Source organism: Aeribacillus sp. FSL W8-0870 (assembly GCF_037963755.1).
GTDB classification, from domain to species: Bacteria; Bacillota; Bacilli; order Bacillales; family Aeribacillaceae; genus Aeribacillus; species Aeribacillus composti.
In genome coordinates this window covers 2,563,465-2,589,404 of sequence record NZ_CP150165.1, presented here as the reverse complement: position 1 = coordinate 2,589,404, position 25,940 = coordinate 2,563,465, and the positions used below count along the sequence as shown (strand labels likewise).

Annotated in this window: 28 protein-coding genes; 23 read left to right on the top strand and 5 right to left on the bottom strand. The window is 38.9% G+C overall.

Annotated features, from left to right (window positions below; translation table 11 throughout):
* Positions 1 to 210: 210 nt before the first annotated feature.
* A complete protein-coding gene (locus tag NSU02_RS12530) occupies positions 211 to 1,080 on the bottom strand; it encodes a YitT family protein (RefSeq protein ID WP_094246122.1) in 870 nt (289 codons plus the stop codon).
* A gap of 141 nt (positions 1,081 to 1,221) precedes the next feature.
* Here NSU02_RS12530 and NSU02_RS12525 point away from each other — a divergent pair, with 141 nt between their 5' ends.
* The 16 genes from NSU02_RS12525 to NSU02_RS12450 all read left to right on the top strand — a co-directional run bounded on the left by NSU02_RS12525 (position 1,222) and on the right by NSU02_RS12450 (position 14,018).
* Positions 1,222 to 1,545: a nucleotide pyrophosphohydrolase gene (locus NSU02_RS12525; RefSeq protein ID WP_063388560.1), complete on the top strand. Its 324-nt coding sequence runs from the start codon at positions 1,222 to 1,224 to the stop codon at positions 1,543 to 1,545.
* Positions 1,546 to 1,560: 15 nt separating this feature from the next.
* Positions 1,561 to 2,340, top strand: a complete 780-nt coding sequence (gene dapB / locus NSU02_RS12520; RefSeq protein ID WP_063388559.1) for a 4-hydroxy-tetrahydrodipicolinate reductase — start codon at positions 1,561 to 1,563, stop codon at positions 2,338 to 2,340.
* Between the two features lie 11 nt (positions 2,341 to 2,351).
* A complete protein-coding gene (mgsA, locus tag NSU02_RS12515; protein ID WP_063388558.1) occupies positions 2,352 to 2,756 on the top strand; it encodes a methylglyoxal synthase in 405 nt (134 codons plus the stop codon).
* A gap of 44 nt (positions 2,757 to 2,800) precedes the next feature.
* Positions 2,801 to 3,943 (top strand): N-acetyl-alpha-D-glucosaminyl L-malate synthase BshA, encoded by a 1,143-nt coding sequence (gene bshA / locus NSU02_RS12510; RefSeq protein WP_063388557.1) that lies wholly within the window; start codon positions 2,801 to 2,803, stop codon positions 3,941 to 3,943.
* A complete protein-coding gene (locus tag NSU02_RS12505; protein ID WP_130156202.1) occupies positions 3,940 to 5,151 on the top strand; it encodes a CCA tRNA nucleotidyltransferase in 1,212 nt (403 codons plus the stop codon). Before bshA ends, NSU02_RS12505 begins: the two co-directional genes overlap by 4 nt.
* Complete coding sequence (locus tag NSU02_RS12500) at positions 5,121 to 6,101, top strand: biotin--[acetyl-CoA-carboxylase] ligase (RefSeq protein WP_117016804.1); 981 nt, start codon at positions 5,121 to 5,123, stop codon at positions 6,099 to 6,101. The genes NSU02_RS12505 and NSU02_RS12500 overlap by 31 nt, the downstream gene beginning before the upstream one ends.
* 246 nt (positions 6,102 to 6,347) lie before the next feature.
* Positions 6,348 to 7,181, top strand: coding sequence for a 3-methyl-2-oxobutanoate hydroxymethyltransferase (gene panB, locus NSU02_RS12495; RefSeq protein ID WP_063388554.1), 834 nt, complete (start codon positions 6,348 to 6,350; stop codon positions 7,179 to 7,181).
* A complete protein-coding gene (panC, locus tag NSU02_RS12490; RefSeq protein ID WP_063388553.1) occupies positions 7,178 to 8,026 on the top strand; it encodes a pantoate--beta-alanine ligase in 849 nt (282 codons plus the stop codon). The genes panB and panC overlap by 4 nt, the downstream gene beginning before the upstream one ends.
* 14 nt (positions 8,027 to 8,040) lie before the next feature.
* Positions 8,041 to 8,424: an aspartate 1-decarboxylase gene (gene panD / locus NSU02_RS12485; RefSeq protein WP_063388552.1), complete on the top strand. Its 384-nt coding sequence runs from the start codon at positions 8,041 to 8,043 to the stop codon at positions 8,422 to 8,424.
* 278 nt (positions 8,425 to 8,702) lie between these two features.
* Positions 8,703 to 8,873, top strand: a complete 171-nt coding sequence (locus tag NSU02_RS12480; protein ID WP_065095534.1) for a YpmA family protein — start codon at positions 8,703 to 8,705, stop codon at positions 8,871 to 8,873.
* Positions 8,874 to 8,885: 12 nt separating this feature from the next.
* Complete coding sequence (locus NSU02_RS12475; protein ID WP_063388550.1) at positions 8,886 to 9,389, top strand: DUF5590 domain-containing protein; 504 nt, start codon at positions 8,886 to 8,888, stop codon at positions 9,387 to 9,389.
* Positions 9,390 to 9,407: 18 nt separating this feature from the next.
* Complete coding sequence (locus NSU02_RS12470) at positions 9,408 to 10,592, top strand: pyridoxal phosphate-dependent aminotransferase (protein WP_339192991.1); 1,185 nt, start codon at positions 9,408 to 9,410, stop codon at positions 10,590 to 10,592.
* Between the two features lie 125 nt (positions 10,593 to 10,717).
* Positions 10,718 to 12,010 (top strand): asparagine--tRNA ligase, encoded by a 1,293-nt coding sequence (gene asnS / locus NSU02_RS12465; RefSeq protein ID WP_063388654.1) that lies wholly within the window; start codon positions 10,718 to 10,720, stop codon positions 12,008 to 12,010.
* Positions 12,011 to 12,114: 104 nt separating this feature from the next.
* Entirely contained in the window at positions 12,115 to 12,807 is a 693-nt protein-coding gene (locus NSU02_RS12460) for a DnaD domain-containing protein (protein WP_063388653.1), read from the top strand.
* Between the two features lie 41 nt (positions 12,808 to 12,848).
* Entirely contained in the window at positions 12,849 to 13,499 is a 651-nt protein-coding gene (gene nth, locus NSU02_RS12455) for an endonuclease III (RefSeq protein WP_063388548.1), read from the top strand.
* 3 nt (positions 13,500 to 13,502) lie between these two features.
* The gene (locus NSU02_RS12450; protein ID WP_133309192.1) at positions 13,503 to 14,018 is read left to right on the top strand and encodes a YpoC family protein; all 516 of its coding nucleotides are present in this window, start codon (positions 13,503 to 13,505) and stop codon (positions 14,016 to 14,018) included.
* A 110-nt stretch (positions 14,019 to 14,128) separates the two neighbouring features.
* Here the strand turns inward: NSU02_RS12450 and NSU02_RS12445 are convergent, their stop codons facing one another.
* Positions 14,129 to 16,756 carry a PBP1A family penicillin-binding protein gene (locus NSU02_RS12445; protein ID WP_339192990.1) on the bottom strand — a complete coding sequence of 876 codons (2,628 nt, stop codon included), beginning with the start codon at positions 16,754 to 16,756 and terminating at the stop codon, positions 14,129 to 14,131.
* Positions 16,757 to 16,796: 40 nt separating this feature from the next.
* On the bottom strand, positions 16,797 to 17,393 hold the full coding sequence (recU, locus tag NSU02_RS12440) for a Holliday junction resolvase RecU (protein WP_144598150.1): 597 nt from the start codon (positions 17,391 to 17,393) through the stop codon (positions 16,797 to 16,799).
* Positions 17,394 to 17,499: 106 nt separating this feature from the next.
* Between recU and NSU02_RS12435 the strand changes: the two genes are divergently transcribed.
* From NSU02_RS12435 to NSU02_RS12425, 3 genes are all read left to right on the top strand, one after another.
* Complete coding sequence (locus tag NSU02_RS12435; RefSeq protein ID WP_339192989.1) at positions 17,500 to 18,444, top strand: DUF2515 family protein; 945 nt, start codon at positions 17,500 to 17,502, stop codon at positions 18,442 to 18,444.
* Positions 18,445 to 18,753: 309 nt separating this feature from the next.
* The gene (locus NSU02_RS12430) at positions 18,754 to 18,981 is read left to right on the top strand and encodes a hypothetical protein (protein WP_066251875.1); all 228 of its coding nucleotides are present in this window, start codon (positions 18,754 to 18,756) and stop codon (positions 18,979 to 18,981) included.
* Positions 18,982 to 19,031: 50 nt separating this feature from the next.
* Complete coding sequence (locus tag NSU02_RS12425) at positions 19,032 to 19,397, top strand: YppE family protein (RefSeq protein WP_063388542.1); 366 nt, start codon at positions 19,032 to 19,034, stop codon at positions 19,395 to 19,397.
* 244 nt (positions 19,398 to 19,641) lie between these two features.
* Here the strand turns inward: NSU02_RS12425 and yppF are convergent, their stop codons facing one another.
* Complete coding sequence (gene yppF / locus NSU02_RS12420) at positions 19,642 to 19,827, bottom strand: YppF family protein (RefSeq protein WP_063388541.1); 186 nt, start codon at positions 19,825 to 19,827, stop codon at positions 19,642 to 19,644.
* 159 nt (positions 19,828 to 19,986) lie between these two features.
* Between yppF and NSU02_RS12415 the strand changes: the two genes are divergently transcribed.
* Complete coding sequence (locus tag NSU02_RS12415; protein ID WP_063388540.1) at positions 19,987 to 20,301, top strand: YppG family protein; 315 nt, start codon at positions 19,987 to 19,989, stop codon at positions 20,299 to 20,301.
* A 738-nt stretch (positions 20,302 to 21,039) separates the two neighbouring features.
* On the opposite strand, the gene NSU02_RS12410 is transcribed toward NSU02_RS12415, so the two are convergent.
* Positions 21,040 to 21,507 carry an Hsp20 family protein gene (locus tag NSU02_RS12410; RefSeq protein ID WP_063388539.1) on the bottom strand — a complete coding sequence of 156 codons (468 nt, stop codon included), beginning with the start codon at positions 21,505 to 21,507 and terminating at the stop codon, positions 21,040 to 21,042.
* Positions 21,508 to 21,653: 146 nt separating this feature from the next.
* Between NSU02_RS12410 and NSU02_RS12405 the strand changes: the two genes are divergently transcribed.
* The 3 genes from NSU02_RS12405 (at position 21,654) to NSU02_RS12395 (ending at position 25,775) form a co-directional block, all read left to right on the top strand.
* Complete coding sequence (locus tag NSU02_RS12405; protein WP_339192987.1) at positions 21,654 to 23,936, top strand: DEAD/DEAH box helicase; 2,283 nt, start codon at positions 21,654 to 21,656, stop codon at positions 23,934 to 23,936.
* Positions 23,927 to 25,183, top strand: coding sequence for a ribonuclease H-like domain-containing protein (locus NSU02_RS12400; protein ID WP_066251863.1), 1,257 nt, complete (start codon positions 23,927 to 23,929; stop codon positions 25,181 to 25,183). The genes NSU02_RS12405 and NSU02_RS12400 overlap by 10 nt, the downstream gene beginning before the upstream one ends.
* Positions 25,184 to 25,547: 364 nt before the next feature.
* Complete coding sequence (locus NSU02_RS12395) at positions 25,548 to 25,775, top strand: CotD family spore coat protein (protein ID WP_063388536.1); 228 nt, start codon at positions 25,548 to 25,550, stop codon at positions 25,773 to 25,775.
* The last annotated feature ends 165 nt before the right edge of the window (positions 25,776 to 25,940 follow it).

The following is a 25,940-nucleotide window of genomic DNA, read 5'->3' as shown; positions in this document are numbered from 1 at the left end:
TGCGTGGCTGTCTAATAAGTCGTTTTTTGGCTTATTGACAGCCCCCTTTTATGTTTTAGAAACGTTGATATATCGATGTTTATGATTTTTTGTTTTCAAAAGGGATTTGACTTTCTGGACAGCCCCTGTCAGTGCTTAAACAAGTTTTTGTTTTCATGAAGGGTAAATCCTTCTTGAGCATCATAAACATCGTTGACGACAAGAAACGCGTTAGTGCTCAATCGGATTTTTATTTTCATCAAGGGTAAAGCCCTCACCGAGTACATCATGAACGTCGCTGACGACAACAAACGCATGAGGGTCGACAGCTGTAATAACTTGTTTCAGCTTGACAAATTCATTTTTGGCAACGACGCAATATAAAATATTCCGATTCTGTTTTGTAAACGAACCTTGTCCTTTTAAAATGGTCACTCCGCGATCCATATCCTTCATGATTTTTTCGGCAATTTCCTCATGTTTCTCCGATATGATGGTCGCTGCTTTTGCTCTATAGGCACCTTCCTGAATAAAATCAATGACTCTTGTTCCGATAAAAACAGCCACTAATGTGTACATGGCTTCGCGATAGGATAAATAAAAAATGGACGATAAAGTGATCACGCACGCGTCAAATAAAAACATTGTTTTTCCCATGCTGATGCCGAAAAATTTATAAACAAGACGAGCAATGATATCAACTCCACCTGTTGTTCCGCCATAGCGAAAAATAATCCCTAGTCCAACGCCGATGAAAACTCCTGCAAACAGAGCCGCCAATGTTAAATCTTCATGTAGAGGAATATGAAATGGATGCAGCTGAAAAATCCATAAAAAGAACGAAACCGAAATCGTTCCAATTAATGTATACAAAAAAGTCGTCTTCCCTAAAAGCTTCCATCCAATAAAAAAAATGGGTACATTCAATACAAGATTGGAAATAGAGGGGTTGATTTGAAACAAAAAAAATAAAAGGAGCGTAATACCAGTAAAACCGCCTTCAGCTAAATTGTTTTGCATATTAAAATGAACGAGTCCAAACGAGAAAATAGCGGATCCGAGCAATATAAAAAAGAGGTTTTTCAATTTAAATGGCAACAAACTCCCACCTCCTATTTTTTTCGATGTTTTTAATTATAATGGATCAGTTTGTATGTTACAATTCAATCGACATTTCTTTTCATTGTCAAATGGCAAGGAATTAGCTAACATGAAAGAGAAGACAAATGAGGTGGTTGCCTAATGGAACGTAAAACAATTAAAGACCTGCAAAAAGAAGTAGATGATTACATATCCCAATTTAAGGAAGGCTATTTCAGCCCGCTGGCGATGCTTGCGCGATTAACAGAAGAGCTTGGTGAGCTTGCAAGAGAAATTAATCATTACTATGGGGAAAAGCCAAAAAAAGAAACGGAGAAAGAGAAAGAAATTGAAGAGGAAATTGGCGATTTATTGTTTGTCATCATTTGCTTGGCCAATTCTTTAAACATTGATCTTGAAAAGGCGCACGATCGCGTCATGCATAAATTTCAAACTAGAGATCGAAACAGATGGACAAAAAAATAGAAAGGTGATGGAATAATGGAACAAATTAAGATCGTCATTGCCGGCCCAAGAGGACGCATGGGGCAAGAGGCAGTAAAACTGGTAAATGAAACAGAGCATTTTACACTTTCAGCTGTACTAGACAAAATAAATGATGGCGAATGGTTTCAAGATCAAGTCCGCACCTATACAAACCCTGAACAATGCTTTGCAGAAACATCGCCAGACGTGTTGATTGATTTGACAACACCAGAGGTTGGAAAAATACATACAAAGCTTGCGCTGGAGCACGGCGTACGCCCTGTAGTAGGAACTACCGGCTTTCAGGAAGAAGACTTGCAGGAATTGAGAAAATTAGCGGAAGAAAAAGGAATCGGGGCAATTATCGCGCCAAATTTTGCGATTGGAGCTGTACTGATGATGAAATTTGCAAAAATGGCGGCCAGATACTTCCCTGATGTTGAAATCATCGAAATGCATCATGATAAAAAGCTTGATGCACCTTCTGGAACTGGAATCAAAACGGCTGAAATGATTTATGAAGTTCGCGGAAATAAAAAGCAAGGACATCCGGAGGAAAAGGAAACGATCAAAGGAGCAAGAGGCGGCGAATGGAATGGCATTCATATCCACAGCGTTCGTCTTCCAGGGTTAGTGGCTCATCAAGAGGTTTTGTTTGGCGGTGACGGTCAAACGCTGAAAATTCGCCATGATTCCTATAATCGTGCGTCTTTTATGTCAGGAGTAAAGCTTTCCGTTGAAACCGTGATGAAGATCGATACGCTCGTTTACGGGTTGGAAAACATTATTGAATGAGGGGGAAATATATGAAGATTGCACTCATTGCTCACGATAAGAAAAAGGACGATATGGTTCAATTTACCATTGCTTATAAACATATATTAGAAAAGCATGATTTATTTGCAACAGGCACAACAGGCTTAAGAATACAGGAAGCAACTGGACTGAAAATTCACCGCTTCCAATCCGGTCCGCTTGGAGGCGACCAAGAAATTGGTGCATTAGTCGCGAAAAACGAAATGGATGCCGTCTTCTTTTTTCGCGACCCGCTGACTGCCCAGCCTCATGAACCGGACGTTTCTGCCCTTATCCGTCTATGCGATGTGTATGCAATCCCCCTGGCAACCAATATGGGCACTGCGGAAATATTAGTAAAGGGGCTTGAACGGGGAGATTTTACATGGAGAAACATCATCCACGAGAAAAATTGAGCAGAAATCATAGTTTTGAAAATATCCTTTCCTGGTGATAATGAATGAAAAAATTGAAAATTGGCATTACTTGCTACCCGTCTGTTGGAGGATCAGGCGTGGTGGCGACAGAGCTTGGAAAATTGCTTGCAGAAAGAGGGCATGAAATTCACTTTATTTCCTCCAGCATGCCATTCAGGCTGAATAAGGTTTATCACAACATTTATTTTCATGAAGTGGAAGTTAATCAATACTCTGTTTTTAAATATCCTCCATATGATCTCGCTTTATCCAGCAAAATTGCCGAAGTCATTGAGAGGGAAAATTTAGATATTTTGCACGTTCATTATGCTGTGCCTCATGCGATTTGCGCTTTTTTGGCTAAACAAATGGTTGGGGGAAAAATAAAAATCGTCACAACTCTTCATGGTACTGATATTACTGTGCTAGGATATGATCCGACGCTCTCCATAGCGATCAAATTTGGGATTGAAGCTTCGGACCGCGTTACAGCCGTATCAAAGGCGCTCGTTGAACAAACATATGATTTATTGGAGCCTAAAAAAGAGATTGAAACGGTTTACAATTTTATTGATGAACGAATTTATCATAAAAAACATTTGCCTTCATTAAAAAGAGAGTACGGGATTCAAGATGATGAAAAAGTGCTTATACACGTATCAAATTTTCGGCAAGTGAAGCGAGTTCCTGATGTCGTCAAAGCATTTGCCCTCATCCGACAGGAAGTCCCATCGAAGCTGTTGCTGGTCGGCGACGGACCGGAAGTGTCGATTGTCATGAAATTAGTGAAACAGCTGCAATTGGAAGATCATGTGCTGTTTTTGGGGAAGCAAGAAAACTTAGATCAATTGTATTCCATCAGTGATTTAAAATTGCTGCTGTCAGAAAAAGAAAGCTTTGGATTAGTTTTATTGGAAGCGATGGCTTGCGGAGTTCCCTGTATTGGAACGAGGATCGGCGGCATACCGGAAGTAATTGAAGATCATAAAACAGGCTATATTGTTGAGCTTGGCGATATTGAGGATACCGCCGAAAAATCGATTCGCTTATTGGAAGATCAAACACTTCATCAAAAAATGTCAGAAAATGCGATACTGCTTGTCAGAGAAAAATTTCATTCTGAAAAAATTGTGTCAACATATGAGCAAATTTATTTTGAATTACTATCTGAAGGAGTTCCAACATGAAAGCAGAATTTGTGGAGGCAATACCGATTATAGAACAATTAAATGAGCATGGCCATGAAGCGTATTTTGTCGGCGGTTCTGTTCGTGATTTATTGCTGAATCGGAAGATCGGGGATATCGACATTGCCACATCAGCAAAGCCTGATGAGATTCAAAAAATTTTTCCGAAAACAATTGATGTTGGGGTGCAGCATGGTACAGTCATCGTTCTTCATAATGGAAAGCCGTATGAAGTGACGACTTTTCGGACGGAAGGGGAATACGAAGAGTATCGAAGACCTAAATATGTCCGTTTTGTCAGCTCGCTGCAAGAAGATTTAAAGCGGCGCGATTTTACAATTAATGCTTTGGCGATGGACAAAAACGGGCGCATTTTAGATTATGTCAATGGCATGGAAGATTTAGAAAACCGCATGATTCGTACAGTGGGAGATCCGTATGAACGCTTTTCCGAAGATGCGTTAAGAATGCTGCGCGCTTTAAGATTTGTCAGCCAATTGTCCTTTCGGCTTGAAGAAAAAACTTTGCAAGCCATAACCGTTTGGCATAAGCTTCTTCAGAACATATCGATCGAGCGAATAACTGCTGAATTTGAAAAGCTTCTGGCTGGAGCTTCCGCAAATGATGCGATACAACTATTAACTCTTACGAATGTTTATCAACATATGCCTGGATTAAAACAAAAGAAAGAACAGTTGAACAAGCTGCTCAGATATCCAATGCATAATTTGTGTAAGCGGGAAGAATACTGGACTGTTTTGTTATTCGTTTTAGAAACGGATGATGGTGAATCATTTATGCGGAATTGGAAGCTTCCTAGAAGGGTGATCAAAAAAGTATGCAGACATCTTGAGTTGCTCAATTGTCTCTTCGAGAAAGACTGGACAGCCTTTCTTTTATATAAGACAGGGCTTGAGGATGCTCTTCAGCTGGAAAGAATAAGGCAGGTGCTGCAAAAAGAAAAAAACGAAGAAGCCATTCAGAAACTGCAAAAGTCTTACGAACAGCTTCCAATCCATTCTAGAAAAGAATTGGCCGTAACGGGGAATGACATTTTAAACATCGTGCCGAAAAAGCCGGGCAAATGGGTGGAGGAATATTTAACGCTGGTTGAACAACAGGTTGTCAATGGATTGATTGAAAATAATAGCGGCGAAATAAAGGAGTGGTTAAAAAATTGCAATCAGAAATTAGGCGAAAGCTGTTAGCAGCTTTTTCTGAAGCTGATGGAGGTTATGTTTCAGGCCAAAAAATCAGCGAATTGCTCGGTTGTTCAAGAACGGCAGTATGGAAGCATATTGAGGAATTGAGGAAGGAAGGATTTGTCCTCGAGGCGGTGCGAAGAAAGGGGTACAGAATAGTCAAGACGCCGGAAAAAATTACAGCCAACGAAATACAATTAGGTCTGCAAACGGATTTTATAGGACAAAACATTGTATATTACGATACGGTTGATTCTACTCAAAAAATTGCCCATGAATTGTCGCAGAAAGGTGTTGAGGAGGGAACGCTCGTAGTTGCGGATGAACAGACAGGCGGAAGAGGGAGAATGGCTAGAGTATGGTATTCGCCAAAAGGTACAGGGATTTGGATGAGCATCATTTTGCGGCCGAACATACCTTTACAGAAAACTCCTCAGCTTACTTTATTGACAGCCGTTGCTCTCGTAGAAGGGATTGAAGAGGCAACAGGGCTTTCTCCGACCATTAAATGGCCCAATGACATTTTGATTAATGGAAAAAAAGCAGTCGGAATTTTAACAGAGCTTGAGGCGGAAGCTGATCAAGTGCATTCGGTGATCATCGGCATCGGTATTAATGTAAATCAGCAAATTGATGAATTTCCTGAAGCGATTCGCAATACCGCCACCTCCATAGCGATTGAAAAGGGAGAGAAAATTCATCGCGCCCTTATCATTCAAAAGTTTCTCGAACGTTTTGAAAAATGGTATACTACATATTTAGAGCATGGATTTAAACCGATTAAACTTTTATGGGAAAGCTATTCCATTAGTTTAAACAAAACGATCCATGCCCGGACATTATCCGGAACAGTTGTCGGCAAGGCTCTTGGCATTAATGAAGAAGGGGCGCTTCTCATTGAAACTTCTGAAGGAAAAATAGAAAAAGTGTATTCAGCAGATATTGATATCAAATAAATATATTTTACAATGAAATTTTGTTATACTTAACGAAAGGGCAGTATCCTGTTTGGAACTGCACCAAAAAAGTTTCATGTTGTCATTATTAAAAGATTGATTCTGCCTTGATCCAAAAGGACTGGGACAGAGGGATGAAGAAGCCGATAATAAGGAAATGGTAAAAATCCTTCTTTCTCAGTGAAAGAAGGTTTTTTTAATCGGTTCGTTCTTACCCTCTGCAACTACAAAAGAGGGGGAGTTTTTATGAAAACAAAGCTGGATTTTATTCAAATGAAACAAAAGCAAGAGCCAATCGTGATGATGACGGCATACGATTATCCGTCCGCTAAGCTTGCTGAACAGGCAAATGTTGATATGATCCTTGTCGGCGATTCGCTTGGAATGGTCGTTTTAGGGTATGATTCAACCGTACCTGTAACGGTGGAAGATATGATTCATCATACGAAGGCTGTAAAACGCGGAGCAAAAAATACATTTGTTGTGACGGATATGCCCTTTATGTCGTATCATATTTCGACAGAAGACACGCTGCAAAATGCAAAGAAAATGGTGCAGCAAAGCGGGGCAGATGCCTTAAAGGTGGAAGGGCCTGTTTTTGACGTCATATCTCTGTTAACAAATGCCGGCATTCCTGTTGTTGCCCACCTCGGACTGACTCCTCAGTCAGTAGGTGTATTAGGCGGATATAAAGTACAAGGAAAAGAAGCGAAAAGTGCAGAAAAGCTGCTGCTAGATGCGAAAAAATGCGAACAGGCTGGCGCGATTGCCATTGTATTGGAATGCATCCCGTTTCAGCTGGCGGAAAAAATAACAAAAGAGCTGTCCATTCCAACCATCGGCATCGGCGCAGGAAAATATACAGATGGACAAGTGTTAGTGTTTCATGATTTGATTGGATTTGGAGTGGAAAGAGTGCCGAAGTTTGTTAAACAATATGCAAATGTAAATGAAAGCATTGTAAAAGCGATTGAAGCTTATAAAGATGAAGTGAAAAATCGGGACTTTCCATCGTTGGATCATTCGTTCCGCATGAATGAAGAGGAACTTGCAAGCTTATATGGAGGAAAAGGAAAATGAAAATCGTCACTACGATAGAGGAAATAAAAAAAGAAATCGATCTCAAGAAAAAAGAAGGAAAAACGATAGGGTTTGTGCCAACGATGGGATATTTGCATGAAGGTCATTTATCATTGGTTGAACGGGCCAAACAGGAAAACGACGTAACGGTGATGAGCGTTTTTGTGAATCCGCTTCAATTTGGACCGAATGAAGACTATCAAACATACCCTCGCGATATCAAACGCGACGAAGAGCTGGCAAGACAAAAAGGGGTTGACCTTTTTTTCGCGCCGACAAAAGAAGAAATGTATCCGGAAGAACCTGCCGTCACAGTAAAAGTGACGAAGCGCGTTGACGTTTTGTGCGGAAAATCAAGACCGGGACATTTTGACGGAGTGGCAACGGTTTTAACAAAGCTGTTTCACATCATAACTCCAGACAGAGCCTATTTCGGCTTGAAGGATGCCCAGCAAGTTGCCGTTGTTACAGCACTTATAAAAGATCTTAATTTCCCAATTGAAATTGTTCCGGTGGAAACGGTTCGTGAAGAGGACGGATTGGCCAAAAGCTCTCGAAACGTACGGTTAGACGAACAGGAACGAAAAGAAGCCGTTCATTTATATCAATCGTTATTAATGGCAAAAGAAATGGTTGAGAACAAAGTGCATGATCAAGAAGCCATCATCGAAAAAATGAGAGCGTATATAACGGAAAAGACGAGCGGAGAAATTGATTATATAGATATTTTGACTTATCCTGACTTGAAAAAACCAAACGCACTTACGGGAAAAATTATCGTTGCGATTGCTGTAAAATTTAAGCATGCTAGGCTGATCGATAATATTATTATCGATTTGACCTAAAGGGGGGTTCATACATGTTTCGTATGATGATGAACGGAAAAATTCATCGTGCAAGGGTGACGGAAGCAAATTTGAACTATGTCGGTTCCGTTACGATCGACCAGGATATTTTAGATGCCGTTGGGATTGTCCCGAATGAAAAAGTGCAAATCGTGAATAATAATAATGGCGAACGCTTTGAAACGTATGTGATTCCTGGAAAAAGAGGAAGCGGTGTCATTTGTTTAAACGGTGCGGCTGCCCGGCTTGTTCAGGTCGGTGATGTGGTCATTATCATTTCCTATAAGCTTGTGCATGAAGATCAATTAAAAAACCACCGTCCAACGATAGCCATCATGAATGAAAACAATGAAATCATCGAGTTAATTAAAGAGGAACCGGCGAACACGATTATGTGATAAACAAGGGTCAGGCTCTTAAGCTTTCGATAGGGCTTGACCTATTTTCTGTTGCGGACGTAATTGGCCATAACTTTTCTGTACATATAGAAAAAAGAGGAGCAGCGATGGCTCCTCAAAAAATTAGGTGTGGACTAGGAGAAATTTTATTTAGTGTGAGCCGTAAAGCTGTTATAATGGGTACAGATAACAACATATTGCTGTTGTATCTGTATTGTTTCCTGGATGCTTTGTAAGTATGAATTACAAATTTTGTTTTTGTAAAGGAGGAAGCTGACATGGAAAGCAAAATCGAAATTATATCTTCCGTTACGGTTGAGCATTCCGACGATTTGTATAAAATAGTTGATTTGCTAAATCGGACATTAAAAAGAGAACATTTATTATTCGGATTAGCCCTTGACAGCAAAGATCCAAATAAAGCGGTTTTTACTATTTATAGAACATAATCGGTGATCATAATGAAAGGAAAAATTTTTATTTCTTTTATATGCGCTCTTATCTTTTTAGTGGTGACGTTTGCTTTTCTTTATAATAGTGCAAAAGAAGATAAAACAAAAGGACACGAAACAGCTATACAAGCTGCGAAGGAGCATGGCTTTGCATCGATCGATGAAGTCAACACATTTTATAATCGAAATGTTTACTATATCATTCAAGGGAAAAATAAAAAAGGCGAAAAAATTATCGGCTGGATGAAAAAGGGGAACACGGATAAAATTTTAATTAAAAAAGCGAAGGAAGGCTTGAGCAAAGACGACGTACTTCAATTGATTCAAAACATTGACAACAGCAAGCCGAAGAAAATAAAGAAAATCATGCTTGGGTATGATGATACAGATTCGAAAAAATGGGATATACCGGTTTGGGAGGTCCAATATATTGACCAACAAAACCGTTATACATATTTTATTGTTAGCTTTACGGATGACAGAGTTTATAAAATGTACAGCATTAAGCAATAAGAAGGGAGCATTGTAAAAGTGAATTTATCTAAACGCGTATCAACTTTAACACCTTCATCTACACTGGCGATCACTGCAAAAGCAAAAGAATTGAAAGCAGCCGGGCATGATGTGATTGGCCTTGGGGCAGGCGAGCCGGATTTTAACACTCCTGATCATATTTTAGACGCTGCAGAAAAAGCGATGAAAGAAGGACATACGAAGTATACGCCTTCTGGAGGACTTATATCATTGAAAGAGGCAATTATAGAAAAATTTAAAAAAGACCAGCATTTAGAATATAAACCGTCTGAAATTATTGTTTCAACAGGCGCTAAACACGCTTTATATACATTGTTCCAAGCTATTCTTGACGATGGTGATGAAGTGATCATTCCTTCTCCATACTGGGTAAGCTATCCGGAACAAGTGAAGCTTGCAGGCGGAGCTCCAGTATTTGTAGAGGGAAGGGAAGAAAATCGATTTAAAATTACGCCTGATCAGCTGCAGCAAGCGATCACAAACAAAACAAAAGCGGTGATTATCAATTCTCCGAGCAACCCGACCGGCATGATCTATACGCGGGATGAGTTGAAAGAATTGGCGGAGGTTTGCCTTAGCCATGATCTTATTATCGTTTCCGATGAAATTTATGAAAAATTAGTATACGGAGAAAATGAACATGTGTCCATCGCTCAAATTTCTCCTGAAGTAAAAGAAAAAACAATTATTATTAATGGTGTATCGAAATCCCATTCAATGACAGGATGGAGAATTGGTTATGCGGCGGGCAATGAGCGCATTATTCAAGCTATGACGAACCTAGCGAGCCACAGCACTTCAAATCCGACTTCAATTGCTCAATATGCTGCGATCGCGGCGTATGAGGGACCTCAAGAACCGGTCGAAATAATGAGAAGAGCTTTTGAAGACCGTTTAAATATCATTTACGAAAAACTTGTGCAAATACCTGGTTTCTCGTGCATTAAACCGCAAGGAGCATTTTATTTATTTCCAAATGCAAAAGAAGCAGCAGAGATAACAGGTTTTCGTAATGTTGACGAATTTGTCGAGGCGCTCTTGGAAGAGGAAAAGGTAGCGCTAGTACCAGGAAGCGGCTTCGGTGCTCCAGATAATGTAAGATTATCGTATGCGACATCGCTAGAACTTTTAAATAAAGCGATTGAACGTATTGATCGCTTTGTCAACAATCATAAACAGTAAAGATTGTCAATAGCCGGTGGTTCAGCCGGCTTTTTCGCTGGTTTCCTTTATTAAAAAAAAAGGAATAACATATGTATAATAGAAAGCATCGAATAAAAAGGCGGTTTCATATGGAGGGTAAAGCTGTGAAAACAACAATTTCAAATGTTAAAAACCATGTCGGAGAACAAGTAACAATCGGCTGCTGGTTGGCGAATAAGCGATCAAGCGGAAAAATTGCTTTTTTGCAGCTTCGGGATGGAACAGGCTTTATTCAAGGGGTTGTTGAAAAATCGAAGGTGGATGAAGAAATATTTAAAAAAGCAAAACAACTCACACAAGAAAGCTCTTTGTATGTCACAGGAGTTGTGAGAGTGGATGAACGTTCACCTTTTGGATATGAGCTTGGCGTTGAAAATATAGAAATTATTCATGAAGCAAGCGATTATCCGATTACGCCGAAAGAACACGGTACTGAATTTTTAATGGACAATCGCCACCTTTGGCTTCGATCAAAGCGCCAGCACGCCATTATGAAAGTGCGCAACGAACTCATCCGTGCCACTTATGAATTTTTTAATGATCAAGGGTTTGTCAAAGTGGATCCCCCTATTTTGACCGGAAGTGCGCCTGAAGGAACGACGGAATTGTTTCATACGAAATATTTTGATGAAGATGCTTACCTTTCGCAGAGTGGTCAGCTGTATATGGAAGCAGCTGCTATGGCCTTAGGCAAAGTATTTTCATTCGGGCCGACATTCCGGGCTGAAAAATCGAAAACGCGCCGTCATTTAATTGAATTTTGGATGATTGAACCGGAAATGGCGTTTTATCAATTTGAAGACAATTTGCAGCTGCAGGAGCAGTACGTTTCCCATATTGTGCAATCGGTATTAAAAAATTGTTCACTTGAATTGAAAACATTAGAACGTGACATTTCCAAGCTGGAGCAGGTTGTTCCTCCGTTCCCGAAAATAACATACGACGACGCTATCGCGCTGCTGCATAAGAAAGGATTCAACGACATCGCATGGGGGGACGATTTTGGTTCGCCGCATGAAACAGCGATCGCGGAAAGCTTTGATAAACCAGTTTTCATTACACATTATCCGACAAGCTTAAAACCTTTTTATATGCAGCCTGATCCAAATCGACCAGAGGTTGTTCTGTGCGCGGATTTAATCGCTCCTGAAGGGTACGGAGAAATCATCGGCGGATCTGAACGCATCCATGATTATCATTTATTAAAAAAACGTCTTGAAGAGCATCATCTGGACGAAGCAGCTTATAAATGGTATCTTGAGCTGCGGCAATACGGATCCGTACCTCATTCCGGCTTCGGCCTTGGACTTGAACGAACTGTTGCTTGGATATGCGGTATCGAACATGTTCGTGAAACGATTCCATTTCCGCGTTTATTAAATCGTTTATATCCGTAAACTGCATGAAGCCTCCTATCTTCAGGAGGTTTCGTTTTTCAACCATGCATTCTGAAGCCATGAATGGCCGCAATCATGGTATACTTATTTTGAGGTGTCGAAATATGAAGAAAAAACAGTTCACCGAATTAGTGGAAGATGGATCACTGACCGTTCCCAATATACTGCTGCGGAATTATGCCGATTTAGGTTTGTCAGAAAAAGAATTTGTTCTCCTTTTGCACGTACATTCCCACATTCAAAAAGGAAATGCTTTTCCAACTCCTACAGAACTTTCCGACCATATGACAATCACAACGGCGGAATGTGTCAAATTGCTTCGGAGTTTAGTTCAGAGAGGTTTTTTAACGATAGAGGAATTTGAGCAAAACGGGATGATTTATGAGAAATATTCTTTAAAACAGCTATGGGAAAAGTTGTATGATGTAGTCGTCATGGACCAAGATCAAGAAAAAGTAGAAAAGGAAAATCAATTATACACCATCTTTGAACAAGAATTTGGACGACCTCTTTCCCCGATTGAGTGCGAAACGTTAGCTTTTTGGATCGACCAAGATCATCATGATCCCGATATTATCATTTCTGCATTAAGGGAAGCGGTGATCTCCGGAAAATTAAATTTTCGATATATTGACCGGATTTTATTTGAATGGAAGAAGAATGGAATCAAAACAATTGAACAAGCTAAGAAGCATTCACAAAAATTTCATGAATTCAATCAAAAACAAAAGCAGTCTACTCAAGGGGAGCAAGAATATAAAAGGAAGGTGCCTTTCTACAACTGGCTGGAAAACTAAAATTTTTTTCCTCGTTCAAGCTGATTGAAAGGTGATGGTACATGCTATCAAAAAAGAAAGTAAAAGAATGCTTAGAGGTTATCGGGAAAATGTTTCCTGATGCTCATTGCGAGCTTGTACACAGCAATCCTTTTGAACTGGTCATTGCTGTCGTTTTGTCTGCTCAATGCACGGATGCGTTAGTCAATAAAGTAACAAAAAATTTGTTTCAAAAATATAAAACACCTGATGATTATTTGTCTGTCCCGTTGGAGGAATTAGAACAAGATATTCGCTCCATCGGTCTTTATCGTAACAAAGCGAAAAATATTCAAAAATTATGCAAAATGTTAATTGAAGAATTTGACCGAAAAGTGCCGGAAACTAGAGAGGAATTAATGAGCCTTCCTGGAGTAGGAAGGAAAACGGCAAACGTTGTTTTATCTGTTGCGTTTGGAAAACCTGCCATCGCCGTCGATACACACGTTGAACGGGTGTCGAAGCGGCTCGGAATTTGCCGTTGGAAGGATTCTGTATTGGAAGTGGAAAAAACATTGATGGAAAAAGTTCCTGAGGACGAATGGGGAATCACCCACCATCGGCTTATTTTTTTTGGAAGGTATCATTGCAAAGCCCAATCACCAAAGTGTCATGAATGTCCTCTTCTTTATTTGTGCAGAGAAGGGGAAAAAAGAATGAAAGGAAAGGCATAAAAAATGCACGATAGGAAGATGTTTCATCTCCCTGAGCAATTTCAAAATACTGCATTTTTTGACGAGGAATCTGTATATTTGCATCCAACTGATTTTTTTTATTATGATCTTCAATATTTGGCTGGAATGGATGATACGAGACCATGGGAGGCGAGCGAGCAATTTTTGCCCAAGCTTTTTAAGCAGTGGAAGGAAATTCAAACCGAGATTCAACGCACGATAACAAAACCGTTTAAAATGGATCGACAAAAAATGATGACAGGGATCTGCCTCTATATCCAACTTCTTTATTGGCTCAATGAAAAGCCGGTTCATTCACTGCAATTAGACGAAATAAAGAAGCTGGATATAGCTCCCGTCAATATTGAAGATCGTCTAACGTTTATTTTAAAAAAGCCTACTCAATATCATGCATATATTCAATTAAATGAACTATTTACAGAAACGGAAAAATTGTTTTATAAACATCAGGCGATCAAAAAAGCAAAACAAAAGGGGGCTTCGAAAAATTCAGGGTAACTGAATTTTTCGAGCCCTCTCATTTTTTTTATAACAAAAGCCAGTGGAGAAAAACGAGCTGTTTTTCTTCACTGGCTCCATTTAGGAACTTATCGGACAGTCCCTTATTTTCATTGCTGAACAGCAGGCGTTTCGGTTTGTGAATTTCCGTTTCCACCCGTTTGTGAACGATTGAAGTTATTGCCTGGATCTTGAGGAGGAGTAGGTCCGCCGCCTTGATTGCCGTTTTGTGTACTGTCATTTGGCGTCTGCGGCTGTTCAGGATTCTCGTTTTGATTTTCCTCTTCATTTTGCCCGTTATTTTGTTCATTGTCATTTTCGTTCTCCAATTGATCCTCTTCATCTTGTCCTTCATTTTGTTCCTGTTCAGGCGGCGGCGTTAATTCATCTGGTAATTCTTCTTGCTCCTCTTCCTCCACAGAAGGTATTTCGATCATTGCGCTTGCAGGATCGCTTCGCATGCTGTCCCTTACAGCTGTAACGCTGAATTTATATACAGAACCAGGTTTCACATTTGACAAGACATACGATTTGTCTTTTGTAGTCGTTAATACTTTGGAAGCAGCGTTATCGATCGAGGCGCTCACTTCAAATGAAACGTCCGATTCACTGTGATTCCAGCTAAGCTTCACTGCATTCGTTTTTTGATCATAATTGATGGATAGGCCTGACGGTTTGTCCAGCTTTTCATATTTCGTTGAAACTTTTGTCGGCTCTTCGCCTCTTACAAAATATTCGTACGTAATCATATTTTTTGGCGTATATTTGCTTGCAAGCTTCGCCGGATTAGATCCTTTTTCGATTGCCTTTTTCACCACGCTTTTCGGCTGTTTGAAATCGGATGAATCCCCGTCAGATACATGCCGCATTAGCTTTCTAAAGATGTCTCTGGCAATTTGTTGTTCCCTTTTTGTTATATACATTTTCTCTTCATTTTTCTCATATCCAGTCCAAACAGCAGCTGTGTATTTTGGTGTATAGCCGACAAACCAATTGTCTTTTGCTGCACCGCGCTCCGGATGATATTTTGCTTTTTCTTGCTCTGTAAAGTTCGTTGAACCCGTTTTGCCGGCAATATTCAAGCCAGGCACCCGAGCTCTTGTACCGGTTCCTCGTTCTACAACGGTTTTTAACATATCGGTGATCATAAATGCTGTGTAATCGCTCATTGCTTCGACCGGATCTGGTGTTAAATCAGCTTTTGTTCCATCAACAAAAACAACCTTTGTTACGGAATATGGTTCATTGTATATACCGTTGTTGCCAAAGGCGCTGTAAGCCCCCGCCAATTGAAGAGGGGATATGCCGTGTTCAAATCCGCCGATTGCATATGCTTCTGTAATTTTATCGATTTTAATTCCCAATTTCTCGGCAAATGCTTTTGCCCTCGATTCACCAACCTCTTGAAACGCCTTTAATGCTGGGATGTTTCTTGAATCAGCCAATGCTTCTCTGATTGACATCTGCCCTTTATAGCTGCGGTCATAGTTGTTTATTGGTTTTCCGTTTGAATACGTGTACGGCTCATCAACGATTTGGTGATACGTTGACCATTTTAAATGCTCAATGGCAGGGCCGTAATCTAAAATAGGCTTAATGGTTGAACCAGGCTGCCGTTTTAAATCAACAGCATAGTTAAATCCGCCAATCGGTTGGTTTCTCCCGCCGCCGATAGCGCGTATTTCACCTGTTGTCGTGTCGATTAGAGCAATTCCAGCCTGAAAATATTTGCTCGGATAACTGATTTCATCGCCGTTCAATAATTGTTCAACATATTCTTGAGCATCTGTATCGATTGTTGTATAGATTTTTAATCCTGCTGAGCTTGGATCAACGCCAAGCTTTTTTCTTACTTCTTCAATCGCATGTTCAATAAAGGCATGATATTTGTTTTGCTGCTGTTTTGGTTCAACTAATGATTCTGTGATGGATGTTTGTTTAGCTTTTGCCGCTTCCTCTTCACTGATAAATCCGTTTTTAACCATTAAATTTAAGACAACATTGCGGCGCTTTTCCGCCAGATCGGGATTTTTTCTAGGGTTGTATAGATCAGGATTTTTAATCATCCCAGCCAGCATTGCCGCTTCAGACAGCGTGATGTCTTTAAGATCCTTCCCGAAGAAAGCTTCCGTAGCTCTTGCGACGCCGTAATAGTTGCCGGGATAATAAATTCTGTTTAAATACATTTCAAGTATTTCATCTTTTGAATATTTTTGCTCCACTTGCAAGGCAAGCCATGCTTCTTGAGCTTTTCTTTTTACTGTTTTGTCAAGAGATAAAAAGGAAAGCTTGACAAGCTGCTGCGTAATTGTACTTGCACCTTCAGAACCGAATCCTTCTTTAAAGTTGGCAATTACAGCGCCTCCAATACGAATTGGATCGATTCCGTTATGTTTATAAAATCGAACATCTTCCGTAGCAATAAACGCATCTTTTACAACTTGCGGAATTTCATCGATTTTCACATATGTCCGTTTTTCCGAACCGACTTCACCTATTTCATTTCCGTCCTTGTCATATACTTTTGATGACATATTTCCTTTTAAAAGATCATCATTTAGAGGAGGTGCTGTTGCTGCAAAATAAGCAAATGTCGATGTTCCTCCAATGATGCCTACGAGCCCTAACAAAAGAATGAAAAACACAATTTTTCTTGCGATTCCTTTTTTCTTCGGCTTTTTTTTCTTACTTGCTAAAGCTTTTCGTCTTTCTTCCCTCGATTTATATTGTTGACTCATTATAAATCCAACCTTTCATTTAGAATGAAAAGGGCAGTAGCTAAAAATATAACTTGTCTATTATACTAATATAATCAACTCTTGGGCAATAGCCAAGGGGGATATGGTGACCACATTCTACAATTTCTTGATGCGAAATCGATTTTCTTCCCCCGTTTTTCTGTCTTTTCCAAAAATGCATCAATTTTTCAGCCTCTAAGAAGTATATTTGATTTAGTTTAGTGAATCGTATAATTAGAAAACATATTCCGTTTTGTTCGAGCACAGCTTTCATATGCTCGATTTGATGATCATGAATATTTTTTAGTGGAAAAGAGCTGTTTTTTGTCTCTTTTGCTTCAAAGTCAATATATTTGCCTTTATAAACTCCGTTGTAGTCGGTTGTTGAAGCCTGTTTAAAATAAGCTTCTTTAATGACTGCTGCGCTCCGTTTCGGATAATCAACCGAAACGATTTGGATCGGAGTCGGTTTTTTATGGATGACAGCTATTCCATTTTCCCTGTAATAAAGATTTGTCTCATTTAAGTCGTCCTCGAGGGTCATCCCTCTATTTGAATATTGTATTTCAACTGGGACTGGATTCGCTACATTTTGTTTAGCTTTCCACAACTTTCCGTTAGGATAACGAATAGCCAAGCGATCTCCTCCTTTTTCCGGCTATTTATATCTTAACAAAAAATGTTAACCTTTTTTCGATGAAATGACTTCATTATACATGATTTAAGTTGAAAGAGGGAATACTATGTCACTACATGATATAATATTACAAACAAAATTAAAAACAGATGACGGAAATGTTGATAATATTTCACGGACGGAACGATATGCAAAGTTTTATAAAAAACATCCGGAAGTAAAATGGGCGTTGCTGGCAAGCATGGTCTCCAGAAACGCCGGCTGGTTTATGACAGATTTAGAAGGTATTCCCCTCAAACAGGCTTTGCCTTATGAAAAACGGCAATGGCTCTTTTTATCAGTTGAAACCGCAAACTGGCTCATTTTTGCTGATGCTTATCCACAGCTTTTACTATATGAATATTCCAAGCGTCACAACAAACCGATGTTTTATTTGCTCGAAGCTTTTCATGTATCCGCCTTTATGATGGAGGAGTGGGAACGCTTTTTCCGCACAAAAGATGAGAAAAGGCTTTTAACCTCCCTTATTATTAATGAGCAGCATGTTATTCAAAAACCGGTTATTGATCATCCATTATTTAAAAAATTTGTCTTTCACAGCTTGCCGTTTAATTTTCAAGATCTATTTCATTTTCGCGTTATACTGTTTCCGACGTTAACAGGAAAATTGTACGGATTTTCCACCCATCAATTCAGCCATGTCAAAAAACGGATTGAATTGGGAAAAAGGCTGGCATGGCTTTTATTTCATCCTCTTTACCATGGACAGTTTCTAAAATTTTCAAATCGTGTAATACATACAGGATCACGGTATGATTATGAAAAATATATGAAAAAAACAACAAAAAGAAAATCCCCATATTTAAGGACGGCTTTTCCGATAATCTCACACGAAATAGACGAAAAAGAAAGAGAATGGTTTCATGGGCAGAGGCTCGGAAAGTATTATAAAGATCCAGAGATTCCGAAACGAATTGAATTAACTAACTGGTATGAGAAAAAACAGTCCCAGCTACATTTATTATGCATGATGAAGCAATACTTACAATAATGGTCAGGCAATGAGCCTGACCATTTTTAAGTAGAGGGTCTGTTTGGACCTTCAAGCTTTTTGTCTCCAACTCCTCGCTTTTTTTCTTTTTGACTATCATTTTGAATGGTTTTTTTATCGTTTTTCATCATAACACCTCCCATGTTTATTTTTTCTAACCTGAAAAAATACATGCGCACAATGAAGCGGATTTTTGAATGCAGGGAATTTACACTTTTTTTGCCGAATCACAACTAGTTTTGTCAAACAGGCAGGACTCATATTTAGGAAGAAGAATTTTTTAGCAAAAATAAGAAAAGAGGGATGCTGATGAGTTCGTTTATAGAAAAGCAAGAGGCATTAAAAAAATTGCAGGAAATTGAAAAACAAATTGATCTTTTAGAGCAGCAATTGACGCAAAATATAGATAAAGAAATTCATCGGACAAAACAAGCCGTTTCAAACTTTATAGAAAATGGAGAAGAAAAGATGAATAAATTTGAGAAAATGTGTGCAGAAAGGAAATTCGTGCGGAGCTTGAGAAAAAAGGTAGTATAAAATTTGGTAAAACAAAAAAAATTTGCTATGATGAATCTGAGGTGAGAACCTTGGATGAAGAACAAGTCCGGAAAATCACGGAGCAATTGCTTCAAGTGATCCAAAAAAGTGCTCAACGCTTCGAGAGAACCAAGAAGGAAGGACTGGAATACGATTTTTTTGCCGAAATTAAACCGAGTGTTGACAAGATTTTGCCAATATTGGATGAATGGGAAATTGTTGCGAAAAAATGGATCAATAAGTACCATCCTAGATACCTGCATTCGCAACAAATTGATACGGCGAAAGAGCATATTGAAAACATTGTGATCCAATCTTTTTTTCAAGATACAAGCAAGGTGAGATTTAAAAATATAAAAGAATCTGCTGAATACACATTAAGAAGCATGATCCGTGAAATGGAAAAAAATGAATGAAAAAGGGGAAGCGGAGAAGCGAGCAGTTTCTCCGCTTTATTATGTGTGAAATATATAGACACAATCTATTGGGCTTTCGATTTACGCAAAACCTTACTTCGTTTGAAGAAATCTTGGGGTTAAAAGATTCTATCTAAAAAATATCCGTTCTTTTTTGTCAATCTATGCTATTGAACTGCCGTAAACGGGACTATTCGTAAGCGGCAAAAAGAGGCCGGAGAAAATTCTCCCGCCTCTGCTTGATTTAAAGGATGTATTCAGGTGTAACGGCTCCTTGCTGTTCTAGCGTTTTGACAATATTTCGAAAGTCTTTGATGCTGATGTTTTCATAAAGATACAATCTGCGAGCAAAGTCCAGCAATTCATTTGCACATTCTGCTTCGTATTGCTTCTCCATTTTAAATCTTTCCCTCAATGTTTGAACCGTCATAAAACATCCCCCCCTAACACTTATATTAATATGTTACCATCTCTTTTGTAATTATCAATTTTAAAAAAAATAAAAACTTCCGACACTATTTGACATCTCACCCTTTAAAAGGCAAAAACATATTTTATGATTAGTTAAGTTTTTATTGGAGGGATCAAAATGTATCATGATCATGTTTATGATTGGTTAAGACCTGTTTCTTACGATCAATATTTCATGATGAATCAACATGTTGTTCCTTATTTCCAATCTCCATATTATCAGCCTTTTATGAATCCGTATCCTCAGCCTTATCCAAGCACGCTGCCTATGATGATGCCAAAAGGGTCAAATCCTTCATTGCTTTCTTCATTTAAAAAAGCGGACGGACAGATGGATTTTAACAAAATGATCGATACAGCAGGACAAGTTGTTCAAACGATGAATCAAATGAGCTCCCTTTTAAAAGGAGTCACGCAAATTTTTAAAGCTTGATGCTGAATAATGAGCTTTGAAACGATGTAAGGGGCTAGGGATGCCGTTCGCCGCAAGTCAAGGCTGTTTATGCTTTGTTGGATATACGAAAAAATCCTTTTTATACCAAAAACCTATTTTTGGAAAAAGAATATTTCCAATCGGAACAACAGGCTGATGACATGATTGCCCGGGGAATGATGAGTACCGATCACAAAACAAACAATTACAGGATGCAATAGGAAAAATGGGACTGCCCGATAAGTCCCTAAAAGGAAGCAAGTAGAGAAAAACAACGCGTTTCTCTCCACTTGCTTTTATATTTTTCGATTTTTATCTGAAAGTAGCTGGCGGATGCCGGCTATTTCAGGAAGTGTGAGCTAATGAGAAAACAATACCTTATCTTGCATCGTCTCCACCATTTCGTCTACGGCACGTGCCACGTGATGTTCTGGTATGAGCAATTCAATATCCAAAATTACTTGAACTTGACGGTTGTCATATCGTTTGAAAGTAGGAGGGAATGTTAATTTCTTTTGTCAGGAGTATTTTCTTCTTTTACATCTACTGAAAGTGTTGTTTCCGTAGTAATCATTTGATTGGTTCATAAAAAATCGTCCTTTCAGTGATGTTGTGTCTCAACTACATTTTATTTAGAAAGGACGATTTTTTTGTGCTTTTTTTTAAAAGTGGAAAAATGAGGGGCTCCAAAAGTCAGCTACCCTGACTTTTTGGACAACCTCTTTGCTTAGAAGCATATTAGTCAATATTTATTTTTGTTTTTTTGGAAGGGATCACAATTTTCAGCTTTTCATTTTGAAACGATGCTTTAATACGTTGCACATCTAAGTAAGCTGGCAAATAAAAGGATTTCGCAAATTTGCCATGAGACTTGAACATTTGCGTCATCTGTTTTTCATCATTTGTTTGTTCAATATGTTGATCTTGATGAATGGAAATCGTTAATACATGATCATACGATTCGATGCGTATTTGCTCTTTTTTCACTCCTGGAAGCTTTCCCTCTAACACCCATTCTTGATCAGTTTCATGAGTGTCAAAATGAAAAAAAGGAAGGGACATTGCGGTATCAAACAAATCATGAAACGGTTTTAATAGCGATTGAATGTAGGCAGGATCGAAAAATTGTGAAAACCTGCCTGGAAGCGGATCTAGTTGGGAAAACACGGGCAAAAATTCATCATGTTCCTTTTTGTCTTTTTTCATCTTGCTCTCTCACTCCCTTTCTTTTTTTCACATTTATATGCAAAAGAGTTTCGAAAAGTTTATACGAAAGTTCCAATGAAAACATGCTTTATTTACGAACGTTTATTCGTTAGAATAGATGTAGTGAATTCGAGGAGGAATGGGTCATGCTTGGGCGGAAACCTTTTGAAAAAGTCATCCATGATTTTAGACATGACGAGCGTTTTCGGGATCAGATTGTATATTGGCACACAATACCTGAAAAAGAAGCAATCACAGTTCCTTTTCCAGAAGATATGGATAACCGATTGAAGGAAATGTTGAAGAAAAAAGGAATTGAACAATTATACAGTCATCAAAAAGAAGCGTTTGAATTAGCGTTAAATCATCACAACATTGTCGCTGTAACCCCGACAGCGTCGGGAAAAACGTTGTGCTACAATTTGCCTGTTTTAAACGCAATATTAAAAAACAATAACACGAGAGCATTATATCTTTTTCCGACAAAGGCGCTAGCTCAGGATCAAAAAAGCGAACTGAATGAATGGATTGAAGGAATAAAAACGGAGATAAATTGCTATACATACGATGGAGATACTTCTCCAACGATCCGTCAAAAGATTCGAAAAGCTGGTCATATTGTTATGACAAATCCTGATATGCTGCATTCAGGCATTTTACCGCATCATACGAAATGGGTGTCGCTTTTTGAAAACTTAAAATATGTCGTCATCGATGAATTGCATACATATCGCGGAGTATTTGGAAGCCATGTTGCGAATGTAATCAGAAGGCTGAAGAGAATTTGCCGATTTTACGGAAGCGACGTTCAATTTATATGTACATCGGCAACGATTGCAAATCCGTTGGAATTTGCTGAAACATTGATTGGAGAGAAAGCGGTTCTTATTGATCGAAACGGAGCCCCAAGAAGCAAAAAACATTTCATCTTTTACAATCCGCCTGTTGTTAACAAGCCTCTCAATATCCGCAGAAGCGCCATGCTTGATGTAAAAGAGATTGCGAAAGAATTTTTAAAAAACGACATTCAAACGATTGTGTTTGCTAGAAGCCGGACAAGGGTTGAAATTATTTTAACGTATCTGCAAGAGATGACGAAAAAGGAATTGGGATCGAAAACGATACGCGGATATCGCGGAGGTTATTTGCCGAAGCAGCGAAGGGAAATTGAAAAAGGCCTTAGAGAGGGAAAAATTAAAGGTGTCGTCAGCACCAATGCTTTGGAGCTAGGGGTTGATATCGGTCAGCTGCAGGTTTGCATTATGACAGGATACCCCGGATCGATTGCCAGCGCGTGGCAGCAATCAGGCCGGGCGGGCAGAAGGGAAGAGGAAGCAGCAATTATTCTCGTCGGAGGATCGAGTCCATTAGATCAATATATTTTAAAGCATCCAGAATATTTGTTTGAAAAAAATCCGGAAAGTGCGATCATTCATCCAGATAACTTAATCATTCTCGTAGATCATATAAAATGTGCGGCGTTTGAGCTTCCATTTCAGTCAGGTGAAACGTTAGATGGGGTGGAGGTTGACGATATACTTGATTTTCTGAAAGAGGAAGGCGTTCTTTACGAAAACGGAGGCAGATGGTATTGGATGAGCGATTCGTTTCCTGCACATGGGATCAGCTTGCGTTCTGCTTCTCAAGAAAATGTCGTAATTATTGACACTACAAATGGCGCAAATGTCATCGGGGAAATGGACCGATTCAGCGCCATGACGATGCTTCATGAAGAAGCGATCTATTTGCATGAAGGAAGGCAATTTCAGGTTGAAAAGCTCGATTGGGAAGAAAAAAAAGCATATGTTTCTGAAGTCAATGTTGACTATTTTACGGATGCGAACCTAGCTGTTCAATTGAAGGTGCTTGAGGTGGATCAGGAAAAGGAAAGCAAGAGCATGGAGATTGGATTTGGAGATGTCATGGTGCTTGCCCAACCGACGATATTTAAAAAAATCAAATTTGGCACACATGAGAACATTGGTTCTGGTCCTATTCATCTGCCGGAGGAAGAGCTTCATACAACAGGTGCTTGGATTAGCTTTAAAAATGACGTTTTTTCTGTTTTATCGGAAGAACAAATGGAAAAAGCTTTAGTCGGTATCAGCCATGCTTTAAAATATGTGAGTGCTCTTGCAGCAATGTGCGATCCAAACGATCTTGACGTTGTATTTCAAGTGAAATCCATTCACAACGGAAAACCAACCATCTATTTGTATGACCGATATCCAGGCGGAGTTGGGCTGGCGAAGAAAGTATTTGATGAGTTTGAATGCTTGCTTGAAAGAACGGAAGAAATGGTAACAAACTGTAAATGCGATGATGGCTGCCCTTCCTGCATCGGTCTTGATGGAGAATCGAGCGGAAGAAAGGAAGCGGCGCTTCTGCTGCTTCAATATATAAAGAAAGGACAGATTTTATGTCCATAAAACAAAAATTAAACAGATTAAAAAATCATATTGTTCATGAAGACGTATTGAAAAAGGAACAGGATATAGAGATTCCATATTTAAAACGCTGGGAAAGCGTTGGAGTCAAGCCGTTTTTCTTTGATGGCCAATATATTCTCATCCGTGAAGTAGAATATCCGCTCAATTATCGCCATGGATTGTATGAATTGAGCGAAGTAATTGATGTTGTAGATTACTGGAATGACAATGAAATGGAGCATCCGCTGTCAGCAAAAGGGCATAAACCTTATGAACTTTTCTTTTTCGATACGGAAACGACTGGTTTAAAGGGCGGAGCAGGCAATATGATCTTTTTACTTGGATTTGCGCGGATATTATTCGATAAAGTGGTGATCAAACAGCTTTTTTTGCCTGCTCCTGGCCATGAGGTTGCTTTATATCAACGGTTTTTAAGTGAAGTAAATATAAAAACATTAGTCACATACAATGGAAAAGCATTTGATTGGCCTCAAGTGAAAACGAGACATACTCTCATTCGCAATATGGTGCCGCAATTGCCTGAGTACGGCCATTTTGATTTATATCATGCAGCTAGACGTCTCTGGAAAAATAGATTGGAGTCGGTAAAATTATCAAATGTTGAAAAAGATATTTTGCAAGTGAACCGAAAGGAAGATACTCCCGGCTATTTAGCGCCGATCCTTTACCATCATTTTTTGAAAGACCCAAATCCTGATAGTGTGATCGGAATTTTTCAGCATAATGAGATGGATATTCTCTCCTTAATTTCACTTTATATTCATTTGTCAAAAAAGCTTTTGTTTCCCGATGACAACCATGATGATAAAGAACTGTTTGAAATGGCAAGATGGTTTCAAGCTCAAGGAAATGAAAAGCTTGCTTATTTTTCATATGCGAAAATAAACGAGCAGTCAAACAGCCTTCACCTCAAGGCGAAATTTGAAATGGCAATGCTGGCAAAACGAAACGGACGTTTGGATGAGGCAGTGAAACTATGGAGCGAAATTAAAAAACATGGACAAGGCTTTTTGAAAATAAAAGCTTTAGTCGAACTGGCCAAATTTTATGAGCATTATGAAAAAAATATTGATGCTGCATATATGGACACAAACGAAGCGATTCAAATTTTGAAACAGCTGGAAAGAATGGGAGTATCCAAACATTCAACACAAAAAGAAGAGCTGCTGAAAAGAAAATGGAGGCTGGAAAAGAAAAAAAATAAGTTGGAAGATTTGGAAAGATGAAACAATTACTCGATCACAACCGTCTAATATAAGGATTTGTTAAAAGGAATAGATGCCGGCGGCAACATATTTTGGTATTATATACGAGAAAAAACGGTATCGCCTATTAGATGCTTTTTCTGTCAAATATAAAAAAAGAAAAAGAAAAAGATTGACTAGCAAGACCTTCCATCGAACAAGAAGGTCTTTCTCTTTCAAAATTTTAATATAGTGCCTTAATCAATCGGTTATGAAGGAAATGCCTATACATGATAAATATCGCGCCTGCTTTTTTTTGAAAATAGGTATTTGAATTAGTACATGTACACTTTTATATTCATAGGCTAGTATTGTAAAAATAATAAATAGGAAGGAGTTATATAATATGAAATGCAGACCGAACGTTCTTCAGCCGATTGTTCATCCGACGAAATGCTGCGTCAATCATACACATTCAACAACAATCGTTCCTCATATCCATCCAATTCATACAACAAATGTTAATCATCAAATGTATCAACATTTGCATTATTTCCCGCATACTCAATCTGCGGTAAATAATGTGTCACATCAACATTTTCAGTGCATGGGACCTGGTCCGTTTCCGAGATAATCTTTGAGAAGGGGCTGAGTAACCAGCTCCTTCCGTTTATAATCATTATTTTTAAACCTCTGAAGGCTTCATTTTTTCCTATAATAGGATGGAGACATGTTATTACCATAAAGAATAAATTGACATTAATCAGGAAGTTTGAAAAAATATAGCCTAGGAGGACTT

Excerpts from the sequence above, each read along its gene's own strand:
- NSU02_RS12525 (WP_063388560.1), top strand. The coding sequence starts at position 1,222 with ATGGAACGTAAAACAATTAAAGACCTGCAAAAAGAAGTAGATGATTAC.
- dapB (WP_063388559.1), top strand. The coding sequence starts at position 1,561 with ATGGAACAAATTAAGATCGTCATTGCCGGCCCAAGAGGACGCATGGGG.
- mgsA (WP_063388558.1), top strand. The coding sequence starts at position 2,352 with ATGAAGATTGCACTCATTGCTCACGATAAGAAAAAGGACGATATGGTT.
- bshA (WP_063388557.1), top strand. The coding sequence starts at position 2,801 with ATGAAAAAATTGAAAATTGGCATTACTTGCTACCCGTCTGTTGGAGGA.
- NSU02_RS12505 (WP_130156202.1), top strand. The coding sequence starts at position 3,940 with ATGAAAGCAGAATTTGTGGAGGCAATACCGATTATAGAACAATTAAAT.
- panB (WP_063388554.1), top strand. The coding sequence starts at position 6,348 with ATGAAAACAAAGCTGGATTTTATTCAAATGAAACAAAAGCAAGAGCCA.
- panC (WP_063388553.1), top strand. The coding sequence starts at position 7,178 with ATGAAAATCGTCACTACGATAGAGGAAATAAAAAAAGAAATCGATCTC.
- panD (WP_063388552.1), top strand. The coding sequence starts at position 8,041 with ATGTTTCGTATGATGATGAACGGAAAAATTCATCGTGCAAGGGTGACG.
- NSU02_RS12480 (WP_065095534.1), top strand. The coding sequence starts at position 8,703 with ATGGAAAGCAAAATCGAAATTATATCTTCCGTTACGGTTGAGCATTCC.
- NSU02_RS12475 (WP_063388550.1), top strand. The coding sequence starts at position 8,886 with ATGAAAGGAAAAATTTTTATTTCTTTTATATGCGCTCTTATCTTTTTA.
- NSU02_RS12460 (WP_063388653.1), top strand. The coding sequence starts at position 12,115 with ATGAAGAAAAAACAGTTCACCGAATTAGTGGAAGATGGATCACTGACC.
- nth (WP_063388548.1), top strand. The coding sequence starts at position 12,849 with ATGCTATCAAAAAAGAAAGTAAAAGAATGCTTAGAGGTTATCGGGAAA.
- NSU02_RS12450 (WP_133309192.1), top strand. The coding sequence starts at position 13,503 with ATGCACGATAGGAAGATGTTTCATCTCCCTGAGCAATTTCAAAATACT.
- NSU02_RS12445 (WP_339192990.1), bottom strand. The coding sequence starts at position 16,756 with ATGAGTCAACAATATAAATCGAGGGAAGAAAGACGAAAAGCTTTAGCA.
- NSU02_RS12435 (WP_339192989.1), top strand. The coding sequence starts at position 17,500 with ATGTCACTACATGATATAATATTACAAACAAAATTAAAAACAGATGAC.
- NSU02_RS12430 (WP_066251875.1), top strand. The coding sequence starts at position 18,754 with ATGAGTTCGTTTATAGAAAAGCAAGAGGCATTAAAAAAATTGCAGGAA.
- yppF (WP_063388541.1), bottom strand. The coding sequence starts at position 19,827 with ATGACGGTTCAAACATTGAGGGAAAGATTTAAAATGGAGAAGCAATAC.
- NSU02_RS12415 (WP_063388540.1), top strand. The coding sequence starts at position 19,987 with ATGTATCATGATCATGTTTATGATTGGTTAAGACCTGTTTCTTACGAT.
- NSU02_RS12410 (WP_063388539.1), bottom strand. The coding sequence starts at position 21,507 with ATGAAAAAAGACAAAAAGGAACATGATGAATTTTTGCCCGTGTTTTCC.
- NSU02_RS12405 (WP_339192987.1), top strand. The coding sequence starts at position 21,654 with ATGCTTGGGCGGAAACCTTTTGAAAAAGTCATCCATGATTTTAGACAT.
- NSU02_RS12400 (WP_066251863.1), top strand. The coding sequence starts at position 23,927 with ATGTCCATAAAACAAAAATTAAACAGATTAAAAAATCATATTGTTCAT.
- NSU02_RS12395 (WP_063388536.1), top strand. The coding sequence starts at position 25,548 with ATGAAATGCAGACCGAACGTTCTTCAGCCGATTGTTCATCCGACGAAA.